A 15,367-nucleotide genomic window follows, 5' to 3' on the forward strand; every position below is an offset into this window, starting at 1 on the left:
GATGGGCTCGGAGATCATCGTCATCCCGGCGATCTTCATCGGCCTGCCCTGGGTGGTCCTCCACTACATCACCCGGTGGAAGACGGCGGCGACGCTCACCACCGACGACGAGAAGCTGATCGAGGATCTCTACGATCTCGCCCGGCGCCTCGACGACCGCGTCGACACGATCGAACGGATCGTCGCCGCCGAGAACCCGAACTGGCGGTCCCTGGCCGCCGACCCCCTTCAGTCCGGCATCGAAGACCGGGCTCATGAAAGCCTCAGGAGGATCAAGTGAAAAGAACCTTCCGTCTCGACCGTCGCAACGGCAAACTCCTCGGCGTCTGCGCCGGCATCGCCAGCGCGACCGGCTGGGATCCGACGCTGATCCGCGTCGCCGCCGTCGTCGCCACCTTCTTCGCCTTCCCGTGGACCTTGATCCTCTACGGCGTTGCCGCGATGGTCGCCGAAAAGGGGCACAAGTCGCTCACCGAGCACGATCGGCCTCCGCTGCCGCGGATGTCGGCCGCCGATTACAACGAACGGATGCGCGACATCGATCGCCGGATGATCGAGGTCGACTCCTATGTCGCAAGCTCGAACCGCCGTCTCGCCGAAGAGATCGAGAGCCTGCGCTGACCTTCAATCAGGGAGAAGAGACATGTCCAGCATGATGACCCTCGCTGCCCTTGCCGGCTTTGCGCTGATCGGCCTCAGCCTGACCCTGCTCACCAGTCTCAAGGCCTGGAACGGGTGGCTCGATCTCAAAAGACTCGAGCTTAGTGGCGCGCACCGTGCGCCTGCCGTTGGCGGCATGGCCGAACTGATCGAGATGGCGGATTTGAAGGAGCGGATCCGCAAGCTCGAATCGATCGCGGCGTGCGTCGACCTTTGACTGGTAGGCGGTGAATCCTTCAATCTGCGCCGGCGGGGATTATTCCTGAGCCGGCGCTTTTCCCGGCGCGATGCGGACCCAGGCATTGCGCCGCTCGCCATACACCTCGACGCCGGGTTCCGGGAAGGCGAGGGTGGCGAAGCCTCCCGCCGGCACCGACACCATATCGGGCCGTGACTCGATCTCGTAATAGACGGTGGAGCCGCAAGTGGGGCAGAAATGCATCCGGGACCAACGCCCCTCGCTTGAAAGCGTCTCGAACACGCGGCTTTCGCCAGCGATCGCCACCTGATCCCGCGCGAATGTCGCGTTCCAGGCGAATGCGCTGCCGGTCCGCTGCTTGCAGGTGAAGCAATGGCAGACCGAGTTCCGCTTTGGCGCGCCGGTGCAGGTGGCCTTGAGCCGGCCGCAACGGCAGGCCGCGACTCGTTCCGTCACGGCGCTACCCGCAAGCGCTCCGTATGGCGCTCGGCGCCGGAAATGTGCCAGACATCGCCGAAATCGCTCTCGGTGAGTGGCGCCGGGCGCGCGCCGCCGAGCTGCTCGATGATATCGGCCACGGTGTTGCTGTGACCGATGACCAGCACCGGCCCTGGTTCGCGTCTCACCTCCGCGACGAGGCGCGGGGTATCGGCCGGATCATAGGTTTTGAGCGGCAGGCCCAAGGTCGACGCCAGGGGGATCGCCGTCTCGCGTGCCCGCCGGGTGGTGCTGACGTAGATCGACTTCGGCGGATCCTCGGCAAAGACGGTGAACAGGGCGTCGGCATGGCGGCGGCCTTCTTCCGAGAGGCCGGGGTCGGTGCCTTCCGTGCGTTCGAAATGGCGCATGACATAGACGTCGGGCGCCGCCGGCGTCGGATCCACCGCCTGGGCGGCGGCGCGATCGTAAGTGGATCCGCCCTCCGGGCCCGAGGCGCAGGCGGCGAGCTGAAGAATCGACACGATCGGAACGAGGTTTCGCAAGCGCATTCATGGTCCCCATGGCTGAGCGCAATCTCTAGCCGAGTCCGCCGCGGAAATCTCGGGCGATCGAGGGGTCGCGGCTGCGCTGGCAAGGCGCCCGATTATGGTCTAGAGGCGCGCCACGATCAAAGGCCGGCATGCCCATCCAGCGTGCCGGTAAAGGAGAGAGGATGACCAGCGATATCGAGCGCCCCAATCGGCCGGCGCTCTCCCTGCACGTGCCCGAGCCGAATGCGCGCCCCGGCGACGAGATCGATTTCAGCCACATCGTGATTCCCGCCGCCGGCAGTGTCCGCAAGCCCGACGTCTCGGCCTCTCCCGCGGAAACCCACGAGCTCGTCTATTCGCTCGTCCGGGTGCTCGACGACGATGGCAATGCGGTCGGCATGTGGGATCCACGGCTCGATCCGGACCAGCTGCGGCGCATCTACCGCGACATGGTCGTGGTGCGGATCTTCGACGATCGCATGTACCGCGCCCAGCGCCAGGGCAAGACCAGCTTCTACATGAAGTCCACCGGCGAGGAGGCGGTCGCCGTCGCGGCCGCGCACGCGCTCGATCGCGAGGACATGACCTTCCCGACCTATCGGCAGCAGGGCATCCTCGTCGCCCGCGGCTACCCGCTGCGCGACATGATGTGCCAGGTTTATTCGAACCGCGCCGATCCGCTGAAGGGGCGGCAGCTGCCGATCATGTATTCGTCGCGCGATTACGGCTTCTTCACGATCTCGGGCAATCTCGCGACCCAATATCCGCAGGCGGTGGGCTGGGCGATGGCCTCGGCGATCCGCGGGGACAGCCGTATCGCCTCGGCCTATATCGGCGACGGCTCGACTGCGGAGGGTGATTTCCACGCCGCAGTGACCTTTGCCGGCGTGTACCGGGCGCCGGTGATCCTCAACATCGTCAACAACCAGTGGGCGATCTCGTCCTTCTCCGGCATCGCCGGCGGCGATCTTACCACCTTCGCAGCGCGTGCCGTCGGCTACGGCATTGCCGGCTTGCGCGTCGACGGCAACGATCCGCTGGCGGTGTTCGCCGCCACCCGCTGGGCCGCCGATCGTGCCCGGCTCAATCTCGGGCCGACGCTGATCGAGATGTTCACCTACCGGGTCGAGGGCCATTCGACCTCCGACGATCCGTCCGCTTACCGGCCCAAGAATGCAGGCGCGGCCTGGCCGCTCGGCGATCCGATCGCACGGCTCAAGCAGCATCTTGTCGTGCTCGGCGAATGGGACGATGCGCGCGAGGCCGATTTGCTCGAAACGGTCGAAGCCGAAGTCCGCGCCGCGCAGCGGGAGGCGGAGAAGCAGGGGACGCTCGTCACTTCCTCGATCGAATTCCCGCAGGACGTGACGACGATGTTCGAGGACGTGTTCGAGCAGATGCCCTGGCACCTCAGGGAACAGCAGGCGCAGATGGTCGCCGAGCTGGAGGCAAAGCGCAAATGACCGTCATGAACATGATCCAGGCGATCAACAGCGCCCACGACGTCATGATGGCCCGCGACGATACCGTCATCGCGATGGGCGAGGATGTCGGCTTCTTCGGCGGCGTCTTCCGCGCCACCGAGCATCTCCAGAAGAAATATGGCAGTAACCGCTGTTTCGACACGCCGATCTCGGAGAACGGGATCATCGGAACCGCGATCGGCATGGCCGCTTATGGTCTCAAGCCCGTCGCCGAAATCCAGTTCGCCGACTATATCTATCCGGCCTTCGATCAACTCGTCTCCGAGGCCGCGCGGATGCGCTACCGCACCGCCGGCGAGTGGAACCTGTCGCTCACCGTGCGTTCGCCCTACGGCGGTGGCATCTTCGGCGGTCAGACCCACAGCCAGTCGCCGGAAAGCCTGTTCGCGCATGTCGCCGGGCTGAAGACGGTCATTCCGTCCAATCCCTATGATGCCAAGGGGCTGCTGATCGCTGCGATCGAGGATCCGGATCCGGTGCTCTTCTTCGAGCCGAAGCGGATCTATAACGGCCCGTTCGACGGCTTCTTCGATCGTCCGGTGACGCCTTGGGCCAAGCACCCCAAGGCCGAGGTGCCCGAAGGTCATTATACCGTTCCACTCGGCAAGGCGGCGGTGGTCCGCGAAGGCGAGGCGGTGACCGTGATCGCCTACGGCACGATGGTCCATGTCGTGCTTGCGACGATCGAGGCGGAGGGGATCGATGCCGAAGTCATCGATCTGCGCACCATCCTACCGATCGACATGGATACGATCGAGGAATCGGTGAAGAAGACAGGGCGCTGCGTCGTCGTCCATGAAGCGACCCGCACCGGCGGCTTCGGCGGCGAGCTTTCCGCGCTCGTCCAGGAACGCTGCTTCTACCATCTCGAAGCCCCCGTCGAACGCGCGACCGGCTTCGACACGCCTTATCCGCATTCGCTGGAATGGGCCTATTTTCCGGGGCCGATCCGCATCGGCACTGCGATCAAGAAAGCATTGGAGGTCTGATCGGTCATGGCGCTGTATTCGTTCAAGCTGCCCGACATCGGTGAAGGCATCGCAGAAGCCGAGATCGTGGCCTGGCACGTCAAGGTCGGCGATATGGTCAAGGAAGACCAGCAGATCGCGGACATGATGACCGACAAGGCAACGGTGGAAATGGAATCCCCGGTCGCCGGGCGCGTCGTCAAGGTGGCCGGCGAGGTCGGCGACCAGATCGCGATCGGCTCGGTTCTGGTCGTGTTCGAGACCGAGGCCGATGCGGAGCAGGGTGGGGCCGACCAGGACGGCACCGAGACGGAGGCCGGCGAGCGCACCGACACGGTTGCCCTCGGCGACGGGCTGATCACGCCGACGCAGGCGCAGGAGGCAGCGGTGCCGAGTACGGCAGAGGAGCCGACATCTTCATCAGCGCCGCGCCCGACCCCGATCGCCCCAACCGAAGTCGAGGAGCCTGTGCAACGCGCTTCATCGTCTTCCGGAGAACGCGCCTCGACGTCGCTCCGGACGAACGAGGGTGAGGGAGACACCCATAGCCGGAAGCCGCAAATCCTTGCGTCCCCCGCCGTCCGCCAGCGGGCGCGCGATCTCGGTATTGATCTTGCCGAGGTGAAGTCCACCGGCGACCGGCTCCGCCATTCCGATCTCGACGCCTATCTCCTCTACAATAATGGCGCAGTGGCGCGCAGCGGTGCGCCGCGACGGCAGGACGAGGCGGTGCGCGTCGTCGGCCTTCGCCGCAAGATCGCGGAGAATATGGCGGAGGCGAAGCGCCGCATTCCGCATTTCACCCTGGTCGAGGAATTCGACGTCACCGCGCTCGAGCAGACGCGGGCGATGATGAATGCCGATCGGGGATCGAACCCCAAGCTTACCATGCTCCCCTTCCTGATCGTCGCGATGGCGAAGACGCTTGCCGACTATCCGCAGATCAACGCCCGCTATGACGATGACGAGAATGTCGTCTATCGGTCCGGCGCGGTGAACATGGGCATGGCGACCCAGACCCCGAACGGACTGATGGTGCCGGTGATCCGCAGCGCCGAGACGATGAGCGTGTGGGAGATCGCGAGCGAGATCCTTCGCCTCGCCGACGCCGCCCGCACCGGCAAGGCCAGCCGCGACGAGCTTTCCGGCTCGACGATCACCATCTCCAGCCTGGGGCCAATGGGCGGGATCACCTCCACGCCCGTGATCAACCGTCCGGAAGTCGCGATCATCGCGGTCAACAAGCTGGAGGAGAAGCCGGTCGTGATCGACGGCGATCTCCAGATCCGCAAGCGCATGAACCTGTCGCTCTCCTGCGATCACCGCGTTGTCGACGGCTGGGACGCGGCGAGCTTCCTTCAGGACATGAAGAAACTGATCGAGAACCCGCTGAAGCTTCTCTCGCTTTAGGAGCATCAGTCCGCAGATCGCCGCCGCGTTCGCCCCTCCTGAAAGGGAGGGGAGGGCTCGCCGCCCGCGCTTCGACTGATCGAGTGGCGCTGTTCGGCCTGAACCTTCCTCGCTAGAGCCCCCCCCATGCCCGACACTGTCACCCCGCCAACTTCTACCACTCCCGACCTCGAAGCCCTCCGCCTGCTCGACGATCGGCTTCGCTGGCTCTCGGCCTGGACGATCCACAATGCCAACCACGTCCGACCCTCGCCCGACGGGCTGAAAGTCGGCGGCCACCAGGCGTCGTGCGCGTCGATCACCGCGATCATGGCGGCGCTCTATTTCCATGCGCTCGGACCCAATGACCGGGTGGCGGTGAAGCCGCATGCCGGGCCGGTGCTGCACGCCATCCATTACCTGCTCGGCAATCAGAGCCTCGAGCAGCTCGAAGCCTTCCGCGGCCTTGGCGGGGCGCAATCCTATCCGAGCCGGACCAAGGATCGGATCCCGGTCGATTTCTCGACCGGTTCGGTCGGCCTGGGCGTCGCGATCACCGCGTTCGAAAGTCTCGTCCAGGATTATATGATCGCCCACGGCATGGTGCAGCCCTCGGACACCGGCCGAATGGTCGCCTTGCTCGGCGACGCCGAGCTCGACGAAGGCAATATCTACGAGTGCCTGATCGAGGCATCGAAGCACGACATCCGCAATTGCTGGTGGATCGTCGACTATAACCGCCAGTCGCTCGACGCGACCACCGCCGACCGGATGTTCAGCCGCTTCGACGAGATCTTCGCAAGCTGCGGCTGGAGGGTGGTCACGCTGAAGCACGGCAAGCTGATGGAGGCCGCTTTCTCCGAGTCCGGCGGTGCGCAGCTGCGAGACTGGATCGATGCCTGCGGCAATGCGGATTATGCCGCGCTCACCTATCTCGGCGGCGGCGCCTGGCGAGAGCGGCTCGCCCGTGATCTCGGTGAGCCGGTGGCGCCTTTGCTCGCCGCGCGCGATGACGATGCGCTGCAGGCGCTGATGACCAATCTCGCCGGCCACGACATGGAGAGCCTGGTCGAGGCATTCGACGCCGCGAACGACGAAGTCCCGACCCTGTTCATCGCCTACACGGTCAAGGGCTACGGATTGCCGTTCGCCGGCCACAAGGACAATCATGCCGGGCTGATGAACCCCGGCCAGATCGCCGCCCTCCGCGAGCGGCTGGGCATCGCCGAAGGGTCGGAGTGGGAGCCCTGGGCCGGGCTCGGCGACAATGCCGCGGCGGCCGCCAGGGCCGCGGTCGAAGGCAGCCGCATCGTGCGCGCCAAGCGCGAGCGGGTGTGGAACGTCGCCGAGGTGCCCGCCATCCCGGTGCCCTCGGGTGACGAACAATCGACCCAGGCCGCCTTCGGCCGGATCCTGCTCGATCTGTCGCGGATCGGCGGCGCGCTCGCCGATCGGATCGTCACCACCTCACCGGACGTGACCGTCTCGACCAATCTCGGCGCCTGGGTGAACCAGCGCGGGCTGTTCCGGCGGCAGGAACTGGCCGACGTGTTCGCCGCGGCCAAGATCCCGTCGGCGCAGAAATGGAGCGGCGGCGTCGCCGGCCAGCATGTCGAGCTCGGCATTGCCGAGAACAATCTGTTCCTGATGCTCGCGGCTCTCGGGCTTGCCGGCGATCTGTTCGGCGACCGGCTGTTCCCGATTGGCACGGTCTACGATCCGTTCATCGCGCGCGGCCTCGATGCCCTCAATTACGCCTGCTACCAGGATGCCCGCTTCCTGCTCGTCGCAACTCCGTCCGGCCTGACGCTCGGGCCCGAGGGCGGCGCCCACCAGTCGATCAATCCGCCGCTTATCGCGCTCGGACAGCCTGGCTTGCGCCACTACGAACCCGCCTTCGCCGACGAGCTTTCTCTCCTGATGGAGGAAGCGTTCCGGCTGATGCAGCGCGAGGATGGCGAAAGCGTCTATCTTCGCCTCACGACGCGGACCATCCGCCAGGTCGAGCGCGCCGACGAGACTTGGAAGGCAGGCGCGATCGCCGGCGGCTATTGGCTGCGTCCGCCTGCCGACGGCGTCGAGGCGGCGCTGGTCTATTCGGGCGCGCTCGCCCCCGAAGCGCTCGCGGCCTGGGAAGCTTTGCGCGACGATGTGCCTGGACTGGGTCTGCTTGCCGTCACCTCGCCCGATCTCCTCCACCGCGGCTGGAGCGCGCGCACCGCAGGCCGCTGGCGCGGGCAGGGAGCGGCGCAGTCGCATGTCGAAACTCTGTTGGCGCCGCTCGCGCCGGGCGCGGGCCTCGTCACCTTGCTCGATGGCGCGCCGGCCGCTTTGTCCTGGCTTGGCGGCGTTCGCGGCCACCGCGTGAGCCCGCTCGGCGTCGACCGCTTCGGCCAGACCGGCACGCTCGACGATCTCTACCGCACCTACCGGCTCGACGTCGACGCGATCGTCGAGGCGGCCGCCGAACTGTTTCTGGGATAGGATCGGGATACGGAACAAAGGCCGCTTAGCCTCGCTCTTGCAGTAATTCATTTCGGCACGGAGACAGATATGATCGGCAAGATTTTCGGCGGCTATGTGGGCTCCCGCATTGGCGAGCGTTACGGCAATGAAGGCCTCAAGGGTGCGCTGCTCGGCGCCGGCGCAGCCGCGGTCGCCCGTCGCGGTGCCGGCCCGCTGGCCCTGCTCGTCGGCGGCGCCTGGATCGCCAAGAAGGTGCTCGACAAACGCCGGGGCCGCACCGCCACCGCGCGCTGACGCAAACTCAAAGTAAGTTCCCGAGCCCTCTCCGCCATCAGCGGGGAGGGCTTTCCTTTTTCGCCTCTCGCTGAACGGAGGGCAAGGAGGTGGAGCCACGGAGGCACTCGGCGGCTGCGACCTTGGAGCCGAACCGCCTCTCGTGGTGAGGCATCAGCGAGGGAGGCGCTTCGCGCACCCGCCCTGGCTTTCAGCAAGGGGAATCAGAAAGGGGATGCGCCCCTATTGCTCCCCACCGTCGTCATTTTCGTCCGTCGGCCCGGAACGTGGCGGCAAGGGGCGAACGCGAACGTTGGATGGTGGCGGGGGCACGTCCACCACAGGTGTGTCCTCCTCCGACGGCGCGTCGCCGCCATCTGTCGGAAAGCCGCCGGTGGCGGACGGATCGATGGTCACGGTCAGTCCGTTGCCGTCCACGCCGACGCCGAGATCGATGCCCAGGCCCTCGACCGGCACGCTGAAATTCCCGTCGATCATGTTGCCGTCGTCGATTTCCGGCGGCGCGGCGATCGCCGGCGCGGCGGGTCTGGCAGGCCGGCTGCCGGTCGCCTGGGCGGCGAAATCACGGAAGATCCGGGCGGGGAGGCCGCCGCCGGCGACGTTGCCGAGCGGGCTGTTGTCGTCATTGCCGACCCACACGCCGACGACGAGATCGTCGGTGAAGCCGATGAACAGAGCATCGCGATTGGCCTGGCTGGTCCCTGTCTTTCCATAGACCGGAACGTCCAGGGCGGCGGCGCGGCCGGTGCCTTGCTGGACGACCGCACCGAGCATCTCCTTCATCTCGTCGAAGCTGGAATCGCCCGAGGCGCCCGCCACGGAGCTGTCCCACATGCGCTGCCACCAGGGCTTGTCGGGGTCGTCGAGGCCGCGCGGCCGCACGGGGTAGGCACCGGCGGCGACCGCAGCATAAGCCGAGGTCATCTCGAGCAGGGTTACGCCCGACGTGCCGAGCGCCAGGCTGGGATTGGGGTCGAGCGGGCTCCTTACGCCGAGATCGCGCGCGGCGCGCACCACCTTGTCCATGCCGACGCGCTGCGCCAGCCGGACCGCGGCAACGTTGCTCGACACCGCTAGCGCGTCCTTGACGGTGAGGGTGCCGCGATAGGCATTACCGTAATTCTTAGGCTGCCATTCGCCGATTCGCAGCGGCGTGTCCTCGATCGGATCGTCGGGATCCATGCCGGCCCGCAGGGCGGCGAGATATACGAACAGTTTGAACGTCGATCCGGGCTGGCGGCGCGCCTGGGTGGCGCGGTTGAACGGACTCTTGCGATAATCCTTGCCGCCGACCATCGCGACCACGCGGCCATCCGGTCGCATCGCCACGAGCGCGACCTGCGCCTTGCCGAGCCCGGCACGGCGCACCGTTTGCAGCGCCGCTTTCTGCAGCCGCGCCTCGAGCGTCGTCTGCACCTCCTGCGCGCCATAGCCTTCTTCCTCGGCCTGGCCGCGGGCGCGCGCCGCGGGCAGCACCCAATCGGCGAAATAGGTGCCGGTCGGCACCTCGCGCTGGGCCTCGACCTTGAGCCGCGCGGGCTTGAGACTGCGGCGTTGCGCGGGCGTCAGCAGATTCTGCTCGATCATCGCCGCGATGACGAGCCGCCCGCGCTGCCGCGCCAGATTGTAATTGTGGGTGGGCGCGAGCCGCGAGGGCGCCTTGACCATTCCGGCCAGCATCGCCGCCTGGGCGACCGTTAATTTCTCCGGCGGCACGCTGAAATAATGTTCGGAGGCGGCGCGCAGGCCATAGGTGTTGTCGCCGAAGTAGACGTTCGACAAATAGCGCTCGAGAATCTCGTCCTTGGTCAGCCACGCCTCGAGCCAGAAGGCGATCAGCACTTCCTGAGCCTTGCGCCCGGCGGTCCGTTCGGAACTGAGGAACGAAATCTTGGCGAGCTGCTGCGTGATCGTGCTGCCGCCCTCCCGGACTCCGCCGGCACCGACGTTGCGCCAGGCGGCGCGGGCGATCCCCCGCACCGAGATGCCGAGATGGTCCTTGAAGCGGCGATCCTCGATCGCAATGAACGCGTTCGGCACGTGCTTGGGGAGATCGGCGATTCGCACCGGCGCGCGGATGTCGGCGCCGCGCCGGGCAATCGGCTCGCCTTCGGCCGAGAGCAAGGTCAGGCTCGGCGCCGCAATCGGCTGGAGCGACTTGGAGAGCGGCGCCGTCACCGCCAGCCACGCCACCATCAGCATGAACAAGGCGACGAGCGCGAGCACGAGATGCTTCACCCGCCACCGCCGCCACCATGCTCGTTTCGGCGGCTGCGGCGGTCCGCCCGGCGCGAAGTTCGGGCCATAGCCCATGTCATCCGCCGGCAGCTCCTGCCATCTGCCCGAAGTGTCTATGCGCATTCGCGCTCCCTAACGCATTTTGCCGGCCGGTCGAACCATGGACGACTCGGATCGGCCGCGCTTACGCGAAACCGCCAGGACGGTGCCTGAACGGATAGGCCGTGTGAGGCGCAAAACGAGCCGCCGTCCATCACGGTGCCGAGGATTGCGCTGCGCCGTTGCGGAGCCGTCCAGGCGTGACCAAGGCGGCCGTGATGCCGGCGGCATCGAGCCCCTCAGGCCAGTCCCCGCCGCCGATCAGCGTCTCGACGATCGCGGCCATCGCCGGCGCGGTCTGCAAGCCGTAACCGCCCTGTCCGACCAGCCAGAAGAAGCCTGGCGCATCCGCATCGAAACCGGCGGTCGGCACCCGATCGGCGACGAACGAGCGCAGCCCGGCCCAGCGGTGCGCGATCCGGCTGACCGACAAACTGGTATAGTGCTCGAGCTGATGCGCCGCGAGCGCGACATCATAGTCCTCCGGCCGCGCATCGCAGGGTTCGTCGTCGATCTCGTCGACTGGTGACACCAGCAATTGCCCGGCTTCCGGCAGCATGTAGAAATCGCTCGCGGCGGTGTGGACGAACGGCCAGGGGGCGACGTCGAGGCCGGCGGGCGGATCGATGACGATGATCGTGCGGCGCTTGGGCGCGAGCCCGATCGGGCGGACGCCGGCCATTTCGGCGAGGCGATCGCCCCAGGCCCCGGCGGCATTGATCAGGATCGGCGCCGACCAGCGCTCGCCGGCGTCGCTGGCGACGTGCCAGCGGCCGCCGCGATGCTCGACGGAGACGATTCTGCGTCCAATCAGGATCTCGCTGCCGGCGCTGCGCACGACACGGGCATAGCCCTGGAGCAGGGCGTCAGCGTCGAGCTTCAGGCCAGTCGGATCGAGGATGCCGCGCACGACGCCCTCGACGCCGGCGCGGATCACGGGACAGAGATCGAGGATCTGGCCTTCATCCACCCAGAGCATCGCGTCGGTGAAGCGGTCCATCTCGCGGCGCAAGGCTTCGAGCGCGGGCAACTGCTCCTCGCGCGCCAGGTAGAGGGACGGGGCCGTCCTTGCGATTTTCGTTTCGGCAAAGCCCTCTGGCTGATGCTCGTAGAAAGCGCGGCTCCAGGCAGTGAGGCCGCGCACCGCCGAATTGCCGATTCCGTAATGGCTGAATGACACGCTGCGGCCGGACGAATGATAGCCGAGCGCCTCTTCGCCTTCGATCACGGTGACTTTGGCATGGCGGGCGAGGCGGGCTGCGGCAGACAGGCCGGCAATGCCGCCGCCGATGACGAGGATCTCGCTCACGCCGGACGCGCCACCATGTCACGGATGACGGTGAGGATCAGGTCGGGATGCGTGTGATGGATCATATGGCCGGCACCTTCTATCCGGTCGATCCGCGCGTTCGGCAAGAGGGCGGCGACGCCGCTGGCCTGGCGTCCCTCGTCGATGATCTTGTCGGCGGTGCCGATCAGGACCCGGGCGGGGATGTCGATCGTGCCGATCGCGAGCGTACCGGAAGGCGATAGCGGCAGGGTCGCCGCCGCGTCCTCGCCCTCGAAGACCAGTGCCTGCGGATCGAGAATGTCCGCGAAGGGATAGCTCTCTTTCCATCCCGCAGGGACCTCCTGCGGGTGGAACATCATCTTGTGGAGCACGGGCAGCAAGGTTCGGTCCAGCTGGCTGACCTGTCCGAATCGGGAGAGGATCGGCCCGGCGAGCGGCAAGGCACGCGGCGCAAGAAGCGTCTGTTCGAGCAGCCGCGGCTCCGGAAAGGCGATCGGTGCGAGCAGAATCATCGCCGCGAGCAGTTCCGAATGCCGTTCCGCCAAAGCCAGCGTCACCATCCCCCCGAAGCTGTGACCGGCGACGATCGTCGGCCCGATGCCGAGCCGTTCGAGCCCCTCGGCGATCTGATCGGCCTGGTCGCGCGGCGTGCCCTCGAACCGCAGTCGTTGGCTGCTGCCGTGGCCCGGGCGGTCGATCGCCGTAACCCGGTGGGTGTTCGCCAGCGCCGCCGCGACCGGGCTCGTCCGCCAGTCGTGACCGGTGGTCAGCGCGCCGTGGATCAGGACGATGTCGGGGCCGGCGCCGGCCTGCGCGACGTGGAGGCTGCGGTCGCTGCCGAGATCGAGCGTCTGTTCATGCCACATGACGCCCCAATGCGCGGTGCGGCAGAGGGTTCATCCGCGCCAGATATTCTCCACATGGCGCGGCCATCGGCCCGGGACGATGAAGATCGCGTCGATGCGAAGCGTGTCGCCCGGCCGGGCATAGCGTGGCGCCAGCGCCTCCGCGGCGGCGGCGACCCGGCGCAGGCGATAGTCGTCGAGCGAGAGATCCGCGTCCGCGGCCGAGGCGCGTGCCTTGACCTCGACGAAGGCGAGCACCGTTCCGCGGCGGGCGATCAGATCGATCTCGCCCCGCGGCGTGCGGACGCGCTGGGCGAGGATCGTCCACATCTTGAGCCGGAGCCACCAGGCGGCGAGAGCCTCGGCCCTGCGGCCGCCGCGCTCCGCCTCCCGCCGACTCATTTGAGCTTCAGCGCCCGTTCGTAGGCGAGCCTTCTGGGCACGCCGAGCTGCTCGGCGACCTCGGCGGCGGCACGCGACGGAGAAAGCCGAGCCATCGCCGCGCGCAGCGCCGCGTCGATCTCCTCTTCTCCCGCCGCCGCGGGGACTCCGGGCGGTGCGACGACGATCACGATCTCTCCCTTGGGCCGCGAATCCGCATAGCGGGCGGCGAGCTCGGAGAGGGTGCCGGTCACCGTCTCCTCGAACTTCTTGCTGATCTCGCGCGCCACCGCCGCCTCGCGGTCGCCAAGGCCCGCGTGCAGCGCTTCCAGCGCCGCTGCCAGACGCGGGCCGCTCTCGTAGAGGACGAGGGTCGCACGAACGCCCGCAATTTCGGAGATCGCGGTGGCGCGGGGGCCGCCTTTCGGGGGCAGGAAGCCGAGGAACAGGAAGCGGTCGGTCGGAAGGCCGGCGAGGGTCAGCGCCGAAATGACAGCGGATGGCCCCGGTATGGTGGTGACCGCGATCCCGGCGGCGCGGGCGTCGCGGACGAGCTTGTAGCCGGGATCGGAGATGAGCGGGGTCCCCGCGTCGGAGACGAGGGCAACGGCGCCGTCGCGCATGCGGGCGAGCAGTTCCGGCCTGACCCGGTCGGCATTGTGATCGTGATAGGGGACCATCGGCCGCTTGACGCCGATATGGCCGAGCAACTTGGCTGTGACTCGGCTGTCCTCGACGGCGATGACGTCGGCGGCGGACAAAGTGGCGGCGGCGCGCGGGCTCAGATCGGAAAGATTGCCGATCGGGGTCGCAACGATATAGAGGCCGGGGGGCAGGGGCGTGTGCATGAGAATGGAGTTCATGGCAGAGCAGATATACCGGCCGCAAGCGCGGCGCTCGTTCCTGGCGCTCGGCGTCGGCCTCGCCGTGCTGTCGCTCTCCGCCTGTCAGCTCGTTCCCAAGGCCGGTCCGCAGCGCCCGCCCGAGCCGACCGGCCCTGAGACCGAGGCGCCGGAAACCGGCCCCGACCGCACCGAGGGCCTGCCGCAGGATTTGGATCGCCACCGCATCGCCGTGCTGGTGCCGCTGACCGGCGCCAACGCCGGCGTCGGCCAGTCCATCGCCAATGCCGCCAACCTCGCTTTGCTGGACAGCGGCGGCGACCGAATCCGGATCACCGTTTACGACACCGCCAAGGGCGTAGATACCGCGGCCAATGCAGCTCTGGCCGACGGCAACCGCTTGTTCCTCGGCCCGCTCTTGTCGGAAGACGTCCGTGCTGCCGCGCCGATCGCCGCCCGATCCGGTGTTCCGGTGATCGCCTTCTCCAATGATGCCAGTGTCGCCGGGGGCGGCACCTATCTGATGGGCTTCACCCCCGCTCAGTCGATCTCGCGGGTGGTCCGCTATGCGCGCACCCAGGGCGTGGAGCGCTTCGCTGCTTTGACCCCCGAAGGCGTCTACGGCCGCCGCGCCGGCCAGGCGATGATCGACGCGGTCAATCGCGGCGGTGGGCGGCTGATCGGCATGCAGAGCTTCGACCGCGGCATCCCGGGCCTTCGCAGCGCCATCGTCAAGCTCAACACGCAGGGGACCTGGGACGCGATCGTCATCGCCGACAGCGGCCGCACCGCGGTGACCGCGGCGCCGACCCTGCGCAACGGCCCCTCGTCCGGCGCGCGGATCCTCGGCACCGAACTGTGGTCGACCGAAACCGGCCTCGGCAAGACTCCGGGCCTTCGCGGCGCCTGGTATGCCGCACCGTCGGACACGATGTTCGATCAGCTCCGTACCCGTTATCGCGCCCGCTACGGCGGCAACCCGTACCGGCTCGCCAGCCTCGGCTATGACGCCGTTTTGCTCACCGTCCGCGTCGGCAAGACCTGGCGGTTCGGCCGGCCTTTCCCCGAGGGCGAACTGCGCGATCGCATCGGCTTTACCGGCATCGACGGCGCCTTCCGGTTCGGCGCCAGCGGCATCGCGGAACGCGCCCTCGAAGTCCGCGAAGTGACCGCCGCGGGGACGAAAGTGGTGTCGCCCGCGGCGCGGGAATTCGACTGAGGGATCGCCTCCGGCCGGCAG

Annotated in this window: 16 protein-coding genes; 9 read left to right on the forward strand and 7 right to left on the reverse strand. The window is 67.4% G+C overall.

What is annotated here, in order from left to right; genetic code table 11:
* The first annotated feature begins 1 nt into the window (after position 1).
* Genes pspB through C7I55_RS11250 form a run of 3 tightly spaced genes read left to right on the forward strand, consistent with a single transcriptional unit; the run spans position 2 to position 877 of the window.
* Positions 2-280, forward strand: coding sequence for an envelope stress response membrane protein PspB (gene pspB, locus C7I55_RS11240; protein WP_106512996.1), 279 nt, complete (start codon positions 2-4; stop codon positions 278-280).
* Positions 277-621, forward strand: coding sequence for a PspC domain-containing protein (locus C7I55_RS11245; RefSeq protein WP_106512997.1), 345 nt, complete (start codon positions 277-279; stop codon positions 619-621). The genes pspB and C7I55_RS11245 overlap by 4 nt, the downstream gene beginning before the upstream one ends.
* Before the next feature lie 22 nt (positions 622-643).
* Complete coding sequence (locus C7I55_RS11250; protein WP_106512998.1) at positions 644-877, forward strand: hypothetical protein; 234 nt, start codon at positions 644-646, stop codon at positions 875-877.
* A 39-nt stretch (positions 878-916) separates the two neighbouring features.
* Here C7I55_RS11250 and C7I55_RS11255 read toward each other — a convergent pair whose 3' ends face one another.
* Together C7I55_RS11255 and C7I55_RS11260 are read right to left on the reverse strand one after the other, a co-directional pair.
* On the reverse strand, positions 917-1,315 hold the full coding sequence (locus C7I55_RS11255; protein ID WP_106512999.1) for a GFA family protein: 399 nt from the start codon (positions 1,313-1,315) through the stop codon (positions 917-919).
* Entirely contained in the window at positions 1,312-1,848 is a 537-nt protein-coding gene (locus C7I55_RS11260; RefSeq protein ID WP_106513000.1) for a SixA phosphatase family protein, read from the reverse strand. The genes C7I55_RS11255 and C7I55_RS11260 overlap by 4 nt, the downstream gene beginning before the upstream one ends.
* A 164-nt stretch (positions 1,849-2,012) precedes the next feature.
* On the opposite strand from C7I55_RS11260, the gene C7I55_RS11265 reads away from it, so the two are divergent.
* The 5 genes from C7I55_RS11265 (at position 2,013) to C7I55_RS11285 (ending at position 8,431) form a co-directional block, all read left to right on the forward strand.
* Entirely contained in the window at positions 2,013-3,293 is a 1,281-nt protein-coding gene (locus C7I55_RS11265) for a 3-methyl-2-oxobutanoate dehydrogenase (2-methylpropanoyl-transferring) subunit alpha (protein WP_106513001.1), read from the forward strand.
* A gap of 5 nt (positions 3,294-3,298) precedes the next feature.
* Complete coding sequence (locus C7I55_RS11270) at positions 3,299-4,303, forward strand: alpha-ketoacid dehydrogenase subunit beta (RefSeq protein ID WP_106513223.1); 1,005 nt, start codon at positions 3,299-3,301, stop codon at positions 4,301-4,303.
* A 6-nt stretch (positions 4,304-4,309) separates the two neighbouring features.
* Positions 4,310-5,692 carry a dihydrolipoamide acetyltransferase family protein gene (locus C7I55_RS11275; protein ID WP_106513002.1) on the forward strand — a complete coding sequence of 461 codons (1,383 nt, stop codon included), beginning with the start codon at positions 4,310-4,312 and terminating at the stop codon, positions 5,690-5,692.
* Between the two features lie 126 nt (positions 5,693-5,818).
* Complete coding sequence (locus C7I55_RS11280) at positions 5,819-8,155, forward strand: transketolase (RefSeq protein WP_106513003.1); 2,337 nt, start codon at positions 5,819-5,821, stop codon at positions 8,153-8,155.
* A gap of 69 nt (positions 8,156-8,224) precedes the next feature.
* Positions 8,225-8,431, forward strand: a complete 207-nt coding sequence (locus tag C7I55_RS11285) for a hypothetical protein (RefSeq protein WP_106513004.1) — start codon at positions 8,225-8,227, stop codon at positions 8,429-8,431.
* A gap of 222 nt (positions 8,432-8,653) precedes the next feature.
* Here the strand turns inward: C7I55_RS11285 and C7I55_RS11290 are convergent, their stop codons facing one another.
* From C7I55_RS11290 to rsmI, 5 genes are all read right to left on the reverse strand, one after another.
* Positions 8,654-10,792 carry a transglycosylase domain-containing protein gene (locus C7I55_RS11290; protein ID WP_106513005.1) on the reverse strand — a complete coding sequence of 713 codons (2,139 nt, stop codon included), beginning with the start codon at positions 10,790-10,792 and terminating at the stop codon, positions 8,654-8,656.
* A 130-nt stretch (positions 10,793-10,922) separates the two neighbouring features.
* Positions 10,923-12,077: an NAD(P)/FAD-dependent oxidoreductase gene (locus C7I55_RS11295; RefSeq protein ID WP_106513006.1), complete on the reverse strand. Its 1,155-nt coding sequence runs from the start codon at positions 12,075-12,077 to the stop codon at positions 10,923-10,925.
* Complete coding sequence (locus tag C7I55_RS11300) at positions 12,074-12,925, reverse strand: alpha/beta fold hydrolase (RefSeq protein ID WP_106513007.1); 852 nt, start codon at positions 12,923-12,925, stop codon at positions 12,074-12,076. Before C7I55_RS11300 ends, C7I55_RS11295 begins: the two co-directional genes overlap by 4 nt.
* A gap of 30 nt (positions 12,926-12,955) precedes the next feature.
* Positions 12,956-13,306 carry a YraN family protein gene (locus C7I55_RS11305; RefSeq protein ID WP_106513008.1) on the reverse strand — a complete coding sequence of 117 codons (351 nt, stop codon included), beginning with the start codon at positions 13,304-13,306 and terminating at the stop codon, positions 12,956-12,958.
* Positions 13,303-14,133: a 16S rRNA (cytidine(1402)-2'-O)-methyltransferase gene (gene rsmI / locus C7I55_RS11310; protein ID WP_106513224.1), complete on the reverse strand. Its 831-nt coding sequence runs from the start codon at positions 14,131-14,133 to the stop codon at positions 13,303-13,305. Before rsmI ends, C7I55_RS11305 begins: the two co-directional genes overlap by 4 nt.
* Positions 14,134-14,146: 13 nt before the next feature.
* On the opposite strand from rsmI, the gene C7I55_RS11315 reads away from it, so the two are divergent.
* Complete coding sequence (locus C7I55_RS11315) at positions 14,147-15,346, forward strand: penicillin-binding protein activator (RefSeq protein ID WP_106513009.1); 1,200 nt, start codon at positions 14,147-14,149, stop codon at positions 15,344-15,346.
* Positions 15,347-15,367 lie beyond the last annotated feature (21 nt).

Source organism: Allosphingosinicella deserti (genome assembly GCF_003012735.1).
GTDB classification, from domain to species: domain Bacteria; phylum Pseudomonadota; class Alphaproteobacteria; order Sphingomonadales; family Sphingomonadaceae; genus Allosphingosinicella; species Allosphingosinicella deserti.